The sequence below is a fragment of the Spirosoma aureum genome (assembly GCF_011604685.1).
Classification (GTDB): Bacteria; Bacteroidota; Bacteroidia; order Cytophagales; family Spirosomataceae; genus Spirosoma; species Spirosoma aureum.
In genome coordinates this window covers 2,378,134-2,394,248 of the sequence record NZ_CP050063.1, presented here as the reverse complement: position 1 = coordinate 2,394,248, position 16,115 = coordinate 2,378,134, and the positions used below count along the sequence as shown (strand labels likewise).

11 protein-coding genes are annotated in these 16,115 nt (G+C 48.8%); 8 read left to right on the top strand and 3 right to left on the bottom strand.

Translation table 11 applies throughout. The annotated features are described in order from the left end of the window. The first annotated feature begins 47 nt into the window (after positions 1–47). Genes G8759_RS09535 through G8759_RS09520 form a run of 4 tightly spaced genes read left to right on the top strand, consistent with a single transcriptional unit; the run spans position 48 to position 6,119 of the window. Positions 48–1,175 (top strand): porin, encoded by a 1,128-nt coding sequence (locus G8759_RS09535; RefSeq protein WP_167207356.1) that lies wholly within the window; start codon positions 48–50, stop codon positions 1,173–1,175. Between the two features lie 50 nt (positions 1,176–1,225). After that, complete coding sequence (locus G8759_RS09530) at positions 1,226–2,350, top strand: sensor protein KdpD (protein ID WP_167207354.1); 1,125 nt, start codon at positions 1,226–1,228, stop codon at positions 2,348–2,350. After that, positions 2,347–4,140, top strand: coding sequence for a sensor histidine kinase (locus G8759_RS09525; RefSeq protein WP_167207352.1), 1,794 nt, complete (start codon positions 2,347–2,349; stop codon positions 4,138–4,140). Before G8759_RS09530 ends, G8759_RS09525 begins: the two co-directional genes overlap by 4 nt. Before the next feature lie 29 nt (positions 4,141–4,169). Beyond that, positions 4,170–6,119, top strand: coding sequence for a KUP/HAK/KT family potassium transporter (locus tag G8759_RS09520; RefSeq protein WP_167207350.1), 1,950 nt, complete (start codon positions 4,170–4,172; stop codon positions 6,117–6,119). Between the two features lie 238 nt (positions 6,120–6,357). On the opposite strand, the gene G8759_RS09515 is transcribed toward G8759_RS09520, so the two are convergent. Then, positions 6,358–7,527, bottom strand: coding sequence for a threonine aldolase family protein (locus tag G8759_RS09515; protein WP_167207347.1), 1,170 nt, complete (start codon positions 7,525–7,527; stop codon positions 6,358–6,360). 259 nt (positions 7,528–7,786) lie between these two features. Between G8759_RS09515 and G8759_RS09510 the strand changes: the two genes are divergently transcribed. The 4 genes from G8759_RS09510 (at position 7,787) to G8759_RS09495 (ending at position 14,029) form a co-directional block, all read left to right on the top strand. Then, on the top strand, positions 7,787–8,959 hold the full coding sequence (locus tag G8759_RS09510; RefSeq protein ID WP_167207345.1) for a DUF4856 domain-containing protein: 1,173 nt from the start codon (positions 7,787–7,789) through the stop codon (positions 8,957–8,959). Positions 8,960–9,031: 72 nt separating this feature from the next. Further along, on the top strand, positions 9,032–10,186 hold the full coding sequence (locus tag G8759_RS09505) for an imelysin family protein (RefSeq protein ID WP_167207343.1): 1,155 nt from the start codon (positions 9,032–9,034) through the stop codon (positions 10,184–10,186). Positions 10,187–10,281: 95 nt separating this feature from the next. Next, positions 10,282–11,631, top strand: coding sequence for an HTTM domain-containing protein (locus G8759_RS09500; protein ID WP_167207341.1), 1,350 nt, complete (start codon positions 10,282–10,284; stop codon positions 11,629–11,631). After that, positions 11,609–14,029, top strand: a complete 2,421-nt coding sequence (locus tag G8759_RS09495) for a TonB-dependent receptor domain-containing protein (protein ID WP_167207339.1) — start codon at positions 11,609–11,611, stop codon at positions 14,027–14,029. The genes G8759_RS09500 and G8759_RS09495 overlap by 23 nt, the downstream gene beginning before the upstream one ends. A gap of 89 nt (positions 14,030–14,118) precedes the next feature. Here G8759_RS09495 and G8759_RS09490 read toward each other — a convergent pair whose 3' ends face one another. Further along, a complete protein-coding gene (locus G8759_RS09490; RefSeq protein ID WP_167207336.1) occupies positions 14,119–15,738 on the bottom strand; it encodes a SulP family inorganic anion transporter in 1,620 nt (539 codons plus the stop codon). A 41-nt stretch (positions 15,739–15,779) separates the two neighbouring features. Continuing rightward, a complete protein-coding gene (locus tag G8759_RS09485; protein ID WP_167207334.1) occupies positions 15,780–16,067 on the bottom strand; it encodes a hypothetical protein in 288 nt (95 codons plus the stop codon). Positions 16,068–16,115: the final 48 nt, after the last annotated feature.

The window sequence follows — 16,115 nt, the reverse complement described above, 5'->3', positions numbered from 1 at the left end:
CAGACCATTTTTGTTCGGGGCAGTTTATCGAGTACAACAAAACAACCATGAAAAAGACAGTTTACATCTTGCTGACCACCATCTGCTCGGCATTTGGTACACCTTTACTGGCACAAATGTCCGCAGATACGACCGCCAGCAAGAGTTCAGCCAGTTTAACCTTCAGCGGTTATGTAGAAGCGTACTATACGCATGATTTTACCGCTCCGAAAACCAACCAGGAACGGCCCGGATTTTTGTATAATCATAAGCGAAACCGCGAAATCAACGTAAATCTGGCGTTTATTAAAGCGGCCTATACCAGTGAGCGGATTCGCGGTAATCTGGCCATTCAGGCAGGTACCTATGCGCAATATAACTACGCGGCTGAGCAACCCTTACTGCGGAATGTTTTTGAAGCCAATGCTGGCGTGAAACTCAGTAAAACACGCGATTTATGGCTGGATGCAGGCATTTTTACATCGCACATTGGTTTTGAAAGCGCGATCTCAAAAGATTGCTGGACATTGACCCGCAGCCTGCTGGCCGAAAATTCGCCCTATTATCTGTCGGGAGCAAAACTAACCTACCTTACGCCAAATGGTAAGTGGACACTGCTGGGATCGGTGGTTAATGGCTGGCAACGGATTGCGAAACTACCGGGTTACACCGGACCGGCAATCAGCACGCAGGTGCAGTATAAACCCAATGCAAGCGTCCTGCTGAACTGGAGTACGTTCATTGGCAGTGATCGTCCCGATTCGTTGAAACAGTCGCGTTTTTTCAACAATTTCTACGCGATTCTGAATCCGAACGGAAAAATCAGCACCATTCTTGGCTTCGACATTGGCGCTGACCGCAAGCCAATCGTATCGGGTGATCGTCGGGCCGGAAGTGGTAGCTATGTCTGGTATTCGCCGGTAGCGATTGTACGCTATTCGATCAGCGATGCCGTGAAACTGGCCGGACGGGTTGAGTATTATGACGATAAAAATGGTGTAATCATTGCCACCGGAACCGCGAATGGCTTTAAAACCTGGGGTTATTCTGTAAATTTTGACTATTTCATTCTGCCTAATGCTGTCTTCCAGATTGAAGGTAAAGTGTATTCTAGTCAGGACGCTATCTTTGAATCGGCCAGCGGACTGAGTAAAACAAATACATCACTCACAACGAGTCTGGCCATAAGTTTCTAGTCCGGCTTTGTCATTCCTCCTTGTTGGGAGGACAATATAATCCTGCCACCATGACATCCAACGACCAGAATGCCGAACATTTTTTGAATCTCCTCCGTCAGTCAAGGCGGGGGAAGTTCAAGATTTATATTGGTATGAGTGCCGGCGTTGGAAAAACGTACCGGATGTTGCAGGAAGCCCATGCGCTATTGTGTGGCGGCATCGACGTCAGGATTGGATTTGTTGAAACACACAACCGGGCCGAAACTGTAGCTCTGGTCGATGGTTTGCCCGTTATTACCCGGCGTCGGCTCTTTTATAAAGGGCGCGAACTGGACGAGATGGATTTGCAGATGGTCATCAATCTGCATCCCGAGCTGGTCATCGTTGACGAACTGGCCCATACAAACATTCCTGGGTCTAAAAATGAGAAGCGGTGGCAGGATGTGCTGGAGATTCTGGATGCTGGCATCAACGTGATCAGCGCCGTTAATATTCAGCACATCGAAAGCCTCTATCTGTCGGTACGGCAAATTACGGGCATCGATGTGGCCGAACGTGTACCGGATCGGATTCTGCAAATGGCCGACGAAGTTGTCAATATTGACCTCACCGCCGACGAACTGATTACGCGCCTGAAAGATGGTAAAATTTATGATCGGGCGAAGGTTGAAACAGCCCTGGGTAATTTTTTTCAGCCCGATAAGATTCTCCAACTCCGCGAACTGGCTCTCAAAGAGGTGGCCACTGCCGTAGAACGTAAGATCGAAACGCAGGTTGCGCCCGGAACACAGCTAAAACCCGAGCGATTTATGGCTGCCATCAGCAGCAATCATGAAGTAGCCCGGCGGGTTATCCGCAAAACGTCGCGATTGGCGAGTTATTACCAGTCGCGCTGGTTTGTCCTCTACGTTCAGACACCCGCCGAAGACTCCAACCGGATTAAGCTGGATGTACAGCGTCATTTAATCAATAACTTTAAACTGGCTACCGAACTGGGGGCAGAAGTCATTCAGGTAAAAAGTAAAAATATCGTCAGTGCCATTGCCGAAACAGCTGAGGAGCGTAAAATTACGACGGTATGTATCGGCAAGCCACATATAAACTTGATTCAGGTCATTTTACGCACCAACGCCTTTAACCAGTTGCTGAATAAGTTATCCGATTCAGCTACCGACCTGATTATTCTCTCATGACGATTAAATCAAAAATATCGCTCGGTTTAGCCTTCATGTTCGCCATTATTCTTGGATTGGGCGGGCTGGGCGTTTATTACCTGAACGAACTGGCCAACGATTCGCAGGCTATTCTGAAGGACAATTACATCTCCCTCCAGTACGTCAGTGATATGCAGAAGGCCTTGCTTGAGCGGACTTCCGACCCCGATGCATTCCAGCAGTTCGACGAAAATCTGCGCAGGCAGGAAGCTAACGTTACGGAAGAAGGCGAGCAGGAAATCACGACGGCTTTACGACGCGATTTTAATCGATTAAAGCTAATACCCACAGACACTGCAGCAACGAAACGATTACAAACCAACCTGTTGCAGCTCGATGACATTAATCGGCAGGCTATGTTTCGGAAGAACGGAACGGCAAAAAAAACCGCAACGGATGCCCTCCTGCTCCTGGCGGTTGTGGGCACCTTTTGTTTTCTGATCGTTCTGTCATTCGTCGTTAACTTTCCCAGTTACATTGCCCGGCCAGTACGCGAACTAACGCGCGGAATCCGGGAAATAACCAGTCGTAATTTCGAAGAACGGTTGCACTTCCGCTCCAGCGACGAATTTGGCGAATTAGCCCGGTCATTCAACTCGATGGCGCAGAAGCTGGACGAATATGAACACTCGAATCTGGCTAAACTGCTGTTTGAAAAAAAACGTATTGATACCCTGATCCAGCTCATGGGCGATGGCATTATCGGGTTGGATGAGAACAAAAAGGTTCTATTTGCCAACCCGGTCGCCTGTCGACTGCTCGGCATGGACGAAGCGAAACTGATCGGGCGGTACGCTCCCGACATCGCTTCGGTCAATGACCTCATGCGAACGTTGATTCAGGATCTGATGACCGAACATTGGCCCGAAACCACGCCCAGACCCGAAAAAAATGGGCTGCTAAAAATTTATGACCCCACACCTACCAGTCAGAGTCTGTCAGGGAATGGATCGGATGGAAAAGGCAAGGAGAGTTATTTTAACAAGCAAATTCACGCCGTTACGGTAGCTCCTACGGGCGAGGGTGAACCTCGTCCGGCTGGCTGGGTAATTATGCTGGAAAATATTACCTCATTTAAAGAACTCGATCAGGCCAAAACAAACTTCATCGCTACGGTTTCGCATGAGTTGAAAACGCCAATCAGCAGCATTAAACTCAGCCTGAAATTGCTCGACGACTCGCGAATCGGCCAGCTCAATGAGGAGCAGAAACAACTCGTTGGCCATGTGCGTGATGATGCCGAACGGCTCCTCAGCATTACGGGCGAACTGGTTAATATGGCTCAGGTAGAATCGGGACAGATCCAGTTAAAGATCGAAACCGTTGCTCCGGCCGATATTGTCCGGTACGCTACCAATGCGCTTCAGGTATCAGCCAATCAAAAGCACATTCGTTTCGATGTAAATGCCCCTCTTGACTTACCAACGATCAAGGCCGATCCAGACAAAGCGTCGTGGGTATTGGTCAATTTCCTCTCGAATGCCGTTCGGCATAGTCCCGAAGACAACCGGATCGATGTATCTGTTTATCCAGTAGGAAACCAGGTGGAGTTTCTGGTTCGCGACTATGGTGCAGGCATCCGGGCCGAGCACCGCGACCGTATTTTCGAACGCTATTTCAGAGCACCCGGCAACAATGGCCAATCAAGTGGTACGGGTTTAGGGCTGGCTATCGCCAAGGAATTTATCGAATCGATGGGTGGTGAAATTGGGCTAAAATCAGATCTGCAAGATGGCGCAGCGTTCTATTTTAGGCTACCAGGTAGTTGAAACTTTAATGAATTGAGTTACTTTGCGACATGAACTCGTCGACTAATTCGCACCTCAACAAAGTTTCTCTCTCTGGTTTACTGATTTCCATCGGTATCGTCTTTGGCGACATCGGCACATCACCACTTTACACCTACAAAGCCATTTTTGGCGATCGTATTCTGACCGAAAACCTTGTGCTGGGGTCATTCTCCGCCGTTTTCTGGACACTTACGTTTCAGACCACACTGAAGTATGTCATTATCACCCTCAATGCCGATAACAACGGGGAAGGTGGTATTTTTTCGCTGTATACACTGATCCGGCGATACACGGGCAAATGGATGCTCTATCCGGCGATTATTGGTGGTAGTTTTCTGCTCGCCGACGGCATCATTACTCCGCCAATTTCAGTCTCTTCGGCCATTGAAGGCTTACTCATTTACTACCCAAAGCTCGATACGGTCCCTATCGTGCTCGCTATTATCATCTTACTGTTTATTACCCAGCAGTTTGGCACGCAATGGCTTGGTCGTCTTTTTGGCCCAATCATGGTGGTCTGGTTCACATTTATCGGCGTAATAGGATTATTATCGCTGGTGCAACATCCGGGCGTGTTACGAGCCTTAAATCCGTGGCATGTTGTTACACTACTCCGCGATTATCCGGGCGGATTCTGGCTGTTGGGCGGGGTTTTTCTCTGTACAACGGGAGCCGAAGCTCTCTATTCCGACATGGGGCACTGCGGTCGGGGAAACATTCGGGTCAGTTGGGGATTTGTTAAGCTTATGCTGCTCCTTTCTTATGCTGGTCAATCGGCCTGGCTGATGCAGCATTTGGGCAAGCAACTTGGCCCAACCAGTTCATTCTACGAAATTGTTCCTCCATCAATTCTGGTGTTTGCCATCGGAATCGCTACATTGGCGACCATTATTGCCAGTCAGGCGCTCATTAGTGGGTCCTTTACGCTCATTGGTGAAGCCATTCGTCTTCACCTCTGGCCACGGCAGCGCGTCATTTACCCGACCGATTTCCGGGGTCAATTATACATTCCTCAAATCAACTGGTTGCTGATGGCGGGGTGTATCGGGGTTGTGTTACACTTTCAGGAATCGAAAAACATGGAAGCGGCCTTTGGGCTGGCCGTTACGCTTACCATGCTCATGTCGACAGTACTCATGAATGCCTATCTGCGCATAAAACGCGTAAATGCGCTCCTGACGGTGGTTATAACAGCCCTCTTTCTGTCAATCGAAACCTCATTCCTGATTGCGAACCTGATTAAGTTTGAAGAAGGTGGCTGGATCTCGATTGTACTGGGTCTGATGCTCATAACCGTAATGACCCTATGGCATAAAGGTAAAGACCTCAAGCGAAGTTTCGTTCAGTTTGAGCCACTTCCTCCGTTTATCGAAACACTCAAAGAACTCAGCAACGATACTACTGTTCCCAAATATGCTACACACCTTGTCTATCTGACAGGCTCCGAGACTTCGGCAAAAATTGAGTCCGAAACGATTGAGTCCATTTTATACCGAACCCCCAAACGGGCCGATGTATACTGGCTTCTGCACGTTCATGTTGAAGATGAGCCATTTACGATGCGCTATAAAGTCGAGACGCTGGCCGAACAGGACGTTTACTACATCACGTTCTACCTCGGTTTTCGTATCGAACCCCGGCTTAACCTGTTCTTCCGGTTAGCCGTTGAAGACATGGTTCAATGCAATGAGGTTGAAATTACGAGTCGCTACCGATCGCTGAACCGAAAAAATCTGATGGGTGATTTCCGGTTCGTGGTTTTTAAGAATTTCCTTTCGTACGAGAATGAGTTGCCGCTGATCCAGAAAATAATCATGAACAGTTATTTCCTGATCCGACGAACGGCCCTGCATGAAGATTCGGCCTATGGCCTTGACACGAACAATGTGGTTGTCGAAGATGTGCCCTTACTCTTTTCTCATCCCAAGAACATTAATCTGACCCGGGAGCGGAATTGATAAAAAGGATTTTACCTCCTGGCTGGCCTTTGGATATGGTTAAGAATCTGGTTGCGTTAGCACTTTGTGACTGTCAGGGGCGGATTAACGCAACCAGCTTCATTCGCTATACCTAGTACTCGGCTAATTTAAACCGATAAGGTTTTGAAACCTTATCGGTTTGTAATCAACCTCATTCATGACTAGTATGTATAAACTAGAAATTGGAAGAGTACTAGTGGTCTGTTGAATGCTTATTTTACACTTTAGCCAATACCAGCGCATCCTTGAAAGCTGCCACGATCTGGTTGTTATCGCGGTTCAACAGACTGTCGTTTACCATTAGTTTCATTTCGCCCTTCGGGTTAATTCCCGGTAAACCAATACGATACTTATCCCATAGTATTTCACCCAGTTTGTAGGCATTCACGGTTGGAGCTAACTGAGCAGTTGAAATATTAGTGCCATTATCAATCGTCGTTATTTTAAGGCCCGGCAGTTGGTTCAGCAAAGCGAATAATTGTTTCGACTGGGTAACAACCCGCTTGAAACGATCCTCTATTCCGTTCAGGTGATGCAACGCCATAGCTGCATTCGCCCAGTTCATAAAAATAACGCCACCGTGGATTTTGGCTAAATGATCCATCCGGTCAATAATTTCTTTCGGCCCACACAGAATGGCACCACCAGCCGCGCCCAGGTATTTGTAAAGCGAGATGTAAATGGTATCGAAGTAAGACGCATACTCGGCAACCGATGTACCCGCATAGGCAGAAGCCAGGTAAATCCGGGCACCATCCAGATGAAGCTTATAGCCTTTCTCCCGACAAAAAGCCGATATTCTCTTTATTTCATCGAGGGGAACAAATGTTCCATCGCACCGCCTGACCGGATTTTCGATCGATACGGCGCCGATACCACTTTTGAAAGCCTCACCCTGCGAATGCTCCTCAATGGATTTTTGAAGTTCTTCCAGCGTAAAATAGGTTTTTCCGGGAGCCAGTGGGATTAACCGCTTCCCATAAATCGATTGAGCGGCATCGGCTTCGTCACGATAGACATGGCTGGTTTCCTGAACGAAAACTTTGGTATTTTCACCACTTAGCACCGAAATGGCCAGTTGGTTGGCCAGTGTACCGGAAGCCAGATAAATAGCAGCCTCCTTGCCGGTAAGCGCAGCAACTTTTTTGGTTAGCTCATCAATACTCCCCCCTTTGCCATAAAAATCCCACTTAATGGCTTGTGTCTTACTTATTTCCTGCAGCTTAGTGATGAACTGATCGGGCTGATACATGGGTCCATCGCCACTAAATCGCACAAAATCAGAAGGAGGGTCGACAGAAAATTGAGCAGTAAACTGGTCTAATGGCGCGAACGTTGGAACGGCAGACAGGCCAGATACGCGCAGGAAATTTCTTCGTGAAAACATGCAGGTTAATTGATGAACGTGAGAGTTATCAGAACTAAAATCGAATACCAGTAACGTAGATTCAAAAGTAAAGCAATCGCCGTCAGTTAGGATGGCTACTCGGTTTTCTCAGCAAAATAGGTTGAATCGATTACCGAAAATGAGAATACTCACTGTCAGGAGATTAAAATAAAACTTAAAAAATTTTACTGGCGATAATTAGACTTAATCTAAATAGTACATACATTTGCCAATGATTTGAAATAATACGCTACTGATAATGTTCAAACCTATCTCACTACTTCGCTTCGCTCCTGCGATAATTCTGGTTGCTGGATTAGCCTCCTGCGACAAAAAGGACAATCCGGATACCGTTGCCCCACAGCTTCGCAAATCCATCGATTACGCGAAACTGAGCGATACAACGACCTACGCGAACTTCTTTGTGGATGATGCGGGCGCCAAAACCGTTGATCTCTCGAACGGTGCCAACCGGCTACTCATGTTCCGGGCCATCAATACCTACAACGGTACGGCTGTAGGAACAGGTGCTACGCTGGATGCTAACGTCCTGAAAAACATGTTTGCCAATACAAGCAGTCCTTATTCGGGTTCGCTGGCATCGTTAAATACATCAGGTGTTCAGCTGCGGAGTGTAACAGCCTCGTCGCTGGCAGCTGCCGATGCAGAAAAAGAACGGCAGACTATCGAAGCTGGCTTTACGGCCATCGCTACCGCCAGCAAATCGGTTTCGGCCACGGCTTCGGAAGGGAAAGCGGGTAAATTAGGTACGTATCTGGTCGACGAAAAGGGTATCGAATACGGTCAGATTATCCAGAAAGGTTTGATTGGGGCATTCCAGTTAGACTATATCAGTAATGTTCTGCTGAGCGATAAAAGCCTTGCCGCTGACAACACCACACTGGTAGCCGGGAAGAAATATACGCAGCTGGAGCAAAACTGGGACGAGATTTATGGCATTCTAACGGCCAATCCAATTTATGGGGCAAAAGCTACGGCAACCTCATCGGGCGAAAGCTTCATTGGTTCCTATATCTGGGAATACAATAAAGATGATTTTCCAAAAATTCATCCGGCTCTGTTAAAAGGTCGTGCGGCCATCGTGAACAACGACGCGACAACGTTGAAAGCACAGGTTGCCATTCTTCGGTCGGCCATGGAGAAAGCCGTTGCCAATGCTGCTTTAGGCTACCTGGGCAAATGGAAAACCGCAGGGACCAATACAGCCGCTGCTGCCCACGCTATGGGCGAAGGACTGGGCTTTATCTACAGTCTGCGTTATGCTAAACTAAACGGGGGCGATGCAGCCTTCTCCGACGGAATTCTTACCAATCTGATTTACTCAGCGCCTAATGGTTTTTGGGGGTTAACAAACGCCAAGATCGACGCAGCAAGCACGGCGATCAAAACCAAATTTAACATTGCTGGCTAATAAGCGAGACAAACCAACTAGTTGAGTATACAGAGCGGTACACGACGTATCGCTCTGTCTCTGTTTTACAACATGATACATTTTAGCTGGAAAAAAATCGGAATTGCCTGCGCCCTGATAGGCGTTTTATGGGCTTGTTCAAAAACAGGTGACCCGGATTCGCCCACACCAACCACGCCCACCGATCAGGCCAGTAGTGACCGTAAGGCCATGCTGACCAACATCGCCGACAACATTATTCTGCCCAGCTATGCGAACTTCAAGGTTAAACTGGATGCTATGCTGGCAAAATCGGACGCCTTTGCGGCCAAGCCCGATAAAGCAGCTTTAACCGATTTACGGCAGGCATGGGCCGATGCCTATACCGAATGGCAGAAAGTTGAATTGTTTGATGTCGGGCCAGGTGAAAAGTACACGATTCGCAATTTTTTCAATATCTACCCGACCAATGTTACGGGTATTGAAGAATACATTGCCGCTGGTACAGGTACGTTCGAAACGCCAGTGTCCTATCCTAAACAGGGATTTCCGGCTCTTGATTACATGATCAATGGCCTGGGTACCACCGACGAAGCCATCCTGGCCCGCTATACGACCGCTGCTGACGCGACCAAACGCATCGCTTACCTAAAGCGGGTAACGACCCAGATGAACACAACCTTTACAACGGTCTATGGCGAGTGGACGGGTGGTTACCGCGACACATTCATCAACTGCACCGGGCTGGACGCGGGTTGCTCGACCTCCAAACTAGTCAATGGCTATGTGTTACATTACGAACGATACATCCGGTCAGGCAAAATTGGTATTCCATCCGGGGCGATGACGAACGGAACTCCCAACCCCGAAACAGTAGAGTCTGTTTACAAAAAAGCCCTGTCGCTGACACTGGCTAAAACGGCGCATCAGGCTGTTGTCGATTTTTTCAATGGAAAAAATGTCAAAACGGGCCAGGAAGGGCCAAGTCTGAAGACCTATCTGAATGGGCTTGGGGCTAAAGACAGCCGCACCGGAACGTCGCTCACAGACATCATCAATCAGCAATTTACGGCCTCAACGGCTCAGCTCAACGGGTTGCAACCGATTCTGTACGATGCCATCAAGACCAACAATGCCAGTGTGGTTCTGGTGTATACGGAAATGCAGAAAGCCGTTCGGATGCTCAAGGTCGATATGACAACAGCCATGAGCATTACCATCACCTACACCGACAACGACGGCGATTAACAGCCGTCTTCAGTACTCAGTCCTCAGTTTCCGGTCGCACGCAAAAGACGCTTCGTGCTGTAGACTGAGGACTGGCCATTGAAAACTTTCTCCCTATGCAGGCGTATTTTCACAGAACAACCTCAGCTGCTCCACTGGCCGTTTTTCGGATGGCGTTCGGATTGATGCTCTTTTGTAGCATTGTCCGTTTCTGGAGCAAAGGATGGATCAGTGATTTATACATCAAGCCGCGTTTTTTCTTTCCGTTTTATGGGTTCGAATTCGTCAAACCGCTGGGGCCGTATACGTACGTACTCTTTGCGGTTTGTAGTGTATCGGCCCTGTTCGTTGCGTTGGGGATGTATTATCGGGTGGCTATTGTGAGTCTGTTTCTGAGTTTTACGTACATCGAACTGATCGATAAAAGCACCTACCTGAACCATTACTATTTCACAAGTATGGTTTGTCTGCTCCTGATCATTCTGCCCGCCCATGCCTATTTTTCAGTAGATGCTTACCGCAATCGTGCACTGCTTGCTGACAAGATTCCGGCCTGGTGTATCGATTCGCTGAAGCTATTCGTATCGGTACTTTATTTCTTTGCTGGCCTGGCCAAGCTCAACAGCGACTGGCTACTGCATGCTCAGCCTTTACGTATCTGGTTACCAGCCCACAACGACCTGCCCTTGATTGGCTTTCTGTTCAATTACAGTTGGACGCCTTACGTGTTTAGCTGGTTTGGTTGCCTCTATGATCTGAGTATACCATTTCTGCTCTGGAACCGTCAAACGCGCCCCTGGGCCTACATAGCGGTGGTAGTTTTTCACGGTTTGACAGCTGTACTCTTTCCGATCGGTATGTTTCCCTATATTATGATCGTAACGGCGCTGATCTTTTTCTCGGCCGACTTTCACCAGTCGCTGCTCAGCCAGATTGCCCGATTGTTTTCACTGTCGACTACGTTTCTGAACCCGCATCGTACCTTTGTCTATCAGCCCCTCGTTGACCGCTCGATACGCAGATTTCTGGCTGTTTTTCTGGTTGTTCAGCTCCTGTTTCCGTTCCGTTATCTGCTCTATCCGGGTGAGTTGTTCTGGACTGAGCAGGGTTACCGGTTTTCGTGGCGGGTTATGCTCATGGAAAAAGCAGGTTATGCCCAGTTTACAGTGAAGGACAATGCAGGTCATCGCACAATTGTCAACAATACCCAATTCCTGACACCTTTGCAGGAAAAAATGATGTCGACCCAACCGGATATGCTGTTGCAGTTTGCGCACATTCTCCGGGATTATTACGCTCAGCATGGTTTTCAATCGCCACAGGTTTATGTCGACTCATACGTAGCCCTCAATGGCCGTTTAGGAAGACCCCTGATTGACCCCACAATTGATCTGGCCAGCAAACAGGAGTCGTTTGCGGCCAAATCATGGATTACTTCTTTCGATGATACGATTTACGGTTTTTAGTCTTTTTATCCTTTGCACTGGAACAAGTGTCCTGGGTCAGTATCGGCTCACCGGGACGGTTCAGAGTCGCCACGATAGTACGTCAATTCATGGCTGCACGATTTACCTGAACGACGGTAAACGCACGGCTATAACGGACAAAACGGGACAATTTGTCTTCCAGAATCTACCCAGTGGCAACCATGTATTGCAAACCAGTTGCCCCGATTTTAAAGTGTCCAAACAAACCATAGCCATTAACGGGCAGGATCAGCAGATAACAATCTGGCTCAACAGTCGCGACGAAACCCTGAGCGAAGTTGTGGTTACCGATAAACAGTCCGATTTCGGCTTCACCCGAATGCGGGGCGTCGAAAGCATGGGAATCTACGAAGGCAAAAAATCAGAGGTGATCATTCCCGAACAACTCGTAGCCAATCTGTCTACCAACAATGCACGCCAGATTTATGCGCGCGTTGCCGGGCTGAACATCTGGGAGAACGAAGGTGCGGGCCTGCAACTCAGCATCGGCGGACGCGGACTCGATCCCAATCGAAGTTCTAATTTTAACGTACGACAGAACGGTTATGACATCAGTGCCGATGCGCTGGGTTATCCGGAGAGTTATTATACGCCACCCACCGAAGCCGTTGGCCGCATTCAGGTGATTCGGGGAGCTGCTTCACTGCAATATGGTACGCAGTTTGGCGGGTTGCTCAACTTTGTCATGAAAAAACCCGTGACCGACCGCAAAATTGAACTGGTTGCGCGGCAAAGCATTGGCTCATTCGGTTTTTACAATGCGTTCACGAGCCTGAGCGGAACCGTGGGGAAACTAAGTTATTACACCTTTTTCCAGTACAAGCAGGGCAATGGCTGGCGCCCAAACTCGCACTTCACCAACTATACGGCTTATGCCGATGTCGATTACCATTTCTCGGAGAAAACGACGCTCGGTTTCGATATTACCCAGATGAGCTACCTGGCGCAGCAACCGGGCGGCCTCACCGACGAGATGTTTCGGGCCAATCCCCGCCAGAGTAACCGGGAGCGAAACTGGTTCAAGGTAAACTGGACGATGCCTGCGCTGCATTTCGACCATAAATTCAACGCCCTCAACGAATTCAATGTCAGGCTGTTCGGGCTTTATGCGTATCGATATTCATTGGGATTCCGGCCGAATCGGGTCGCCAGTGTAGACGACAACAGCGAACGCGATCTGATCAAAGGCGATTTTCAGAACTGGGGAGTCGAAGCCCGGTATTTAAAACGGTATTATCTGGGTAAGAAACAGGCGGTTTTGCTGCTGGGTAGCCGTTATTATCATGGCTATAATCACAGCATACAGGGCCTTGGAAGCACGGGCAGGGATGCCAATTTCAATTTCATCGACGACAAACAGGCGATTTCATCTGATTACCAGTTTCCGAACCGCAACGTGTCGGTCTTTGCCGAGAACATCCTGTATGTAGGCGAAAAATTGTCGATTACGCCCGGCGTTCGCTTCGAGTACATTCACACCACCGCTGACGGTTTCTATGGCACGGTTACGCGCGATCTGGCCGGGAATATTATCAGTTCGACCCGTACGAACGAATACCGCACCAATGATCGGCAGTTTGTGATCGGTGGAATCGGGATAAGCTACAAGCCAACGCCCCAACTCGACATCTACGGCAACCTATCGCAGAACTATCGCTCCATTACCTTCAGCGACATGCGGATTGCGAACCCATCGTCGGTCATTGACCCGAATTTACAGGACGAAAAAGGCTACTCCCTCGACCTGGGTATACGAAGTGCCCAAACGACGCTGTATAATTTTGATGTGAGCGGGTTTTACCTCAATTACAACAACCGCATTGGCGAAGTACAGTTCTACGACGAAAACGACCGGGTTCTCCGGCGTCGGGGCAATATTGGGCAGGCCATCATCATGGGTATCGAATCCTACGCGGAGGCTGATTTTCTGCGGTTGGCCAATCCAGTAAATCAGGATTTAAGCGGGGTTCTATTTGCGAATGTAGCCCTGATTCATTCGGAATATAACGCCAGCGAGATTGCCGGAGTAGCGGGTAAGCAGGTTGAATTTGTGCCGGATGTGAACCTGAAAAGTGGTATTCGGCTGGGGTACAAAAATCTAAAAGCGTCGTTTCAGTACACGTACCTCTCCGATCAGTTTTCCGACGCGACCAATGCCCGCGACGGCGGTGTTTCAGCGGTAATCGGCCTGATTCCGGCCTATACCATCATGGATGCCAGTTTGTCTTATCAGTTCAGCAAGTTCCGGATCGAGACCAGCCTGAACAATCTGGCCGACCGAGCTTATTTCACCCGACGGGCCACGGGTTATCCGGGGCCGGGTATTCTCCCCTCCGATGGCCGTAGTGTTTATGTGACAGTGCAGGTAAAGCTATAAAGAGTCAGGGGCTGACCGAACCATACGCCCTATACCAACGATATAGTGCCTGGTTCGGTCAACCCCGACTGCCAACTCACTTACTTCTTTCACTCAAACACTTCCATTTTCAATTCTGAACGAGCGTAATTAGGTTGAAACTCCTTCGTTGTATTCTCCAGGAAAATAAGCTGGATATTCCGTTGGCGGGCTACGGCGCCAAAATTTCGGATAGCCGTCACAACATCACTGTCGATATAAGAAGAGGCTGTTCCATCAATTTCGAGAATTGAGTTAGCCGGTACATTCTTCAGCATTTTCAACAGACGGGCTTTACTGAGAAACGACACGTGATCACCAAGTTTGACGTAGATGCGAGTTCGATCTTCCCCACTATCCCAGTCGGTGCGAATACGGTGCGCATTCAGGTAATGATCGCGAAGGATGAAAAAGATGCCCGTCACCATTCCGATCGCAATACCACTCAGCAGGTCAGTTAGTAAAATAGCCATTACCGTGACGACAAACGGAATAAACTTCGAAACCCCTTCGGCAAAAACAGCCTTAACGATCTCTATTCGGGCTAGTTTATAGCCCGTTACCAGCAAAATAGCCGCCAGAGACGCCCACGGCATCTTATTCAGTAAGGTAGGGAGCGTGACTACACACACCAGAAGCAGGGTGCCATGGATCAGCGCAGCCAGCTTGGTACGAGCACCCGCATTGATGCTTACCGAACTCCGAACAATAACCGATGTGAGCGGTATTCCCCCAATCAAGCCACTCACCAGATTGCCGATGCCCTGCGCTTTCAATTCATGGTTCGTAGGCGTTTTGCGTTTTAGCGGATCGAGTTCATCCGAGGCTTCGATAGCCAGCAAAGCCTCCAGGCTAGCCACCAGTGCGATCGCAATCGCCGATGTATACACCAGCGGGTTGTTCCACTGCGAAAAATCGGGGAAGGTAAATAAGTTCAGAAATTCGGCGGCATTTTCCGGTACTGGCAGTTGCACCAGGTGATTTCCCTGTAAGGCCCATTGCGGATTGATCATCCGAACAAGTTCGTTTGTACAGATACCCAGCACAACCACAACCAGTGCTGCGGGTATGTTTCGGGTAACTCGATGTTGTTTGAAGGCTGGTTGCTCCCACAGATAAAAGATAAACAGGGAAATCACCGAAATCAGAATAGCCACCCCACGAAACTGACCAAGCGCCATATGCAATTGCTCGATGATGTTGAAACCACCGGGCTGAAACAACGCAAATCCTTCAGCAGCATCGGCATCATAGCCAACAAGGTGCGGCAATTGCTTTATAATCAGAATAATACCAATACCGGCCAGCATTCCTTTGATGACCGACGACGGAAAAAAATTACTGATCATGCCCGCTCTGGCGAAGCCCAATCCAATCTGAATAATTCCCGCCAGGCAGGTAGCCAGCAAAAAAGCAGGAAATGACCCCAGCGACTGAATAGCGCCCAGGGTTACGATGATCAACCCGGCTTCGGGTCCCGAAATACTCAGCGACGAACGGCTAACGGCCCCCACAACCAAACCGCCTACAATTCCGGCAATGATACCGGCGAATAATGGAGCACCCGATGCCAGAGCAATACCGAGACATAAAGGCACGGCTACCAGGAATGAAATCGCTCCTCCCCGAATGTCGCCCTGCACGTTACTTAAATCAATTCCCAGGTGTGTATTTTTTTTTAGGGTTTCCATCAGGTTCCGTTGAGATTTATGTTCCTGCGGCTGGTTGCATTTCACAACGCATTAGCCACGGCTACTTTTTGTTGATTATTTCCTTGCCGAATCACCGACACGCCCTGATTCGCTGTATTCTCCAGCTCGCGCAGGCGCTGTTCCAGGCGTTTCTTCTCGACGAGAAGGGAGTCGGCCCGCCGGCTTTCGGCGTTATACTGTGCACGAAACTCCTGCCGTTGGTGTCGATAATCGACGTACTTGTTAAAGGCAATGCAGGCAATGATGAACCCCCAAACGGTAATCCAGTTGATCAGCTTTCCGGTCTTTCTGTTAACGTTGTCGTACATAGCTCAAGGCGGTTAATGAGTGTACTAAAAATTTTGCGCAACAAAGAT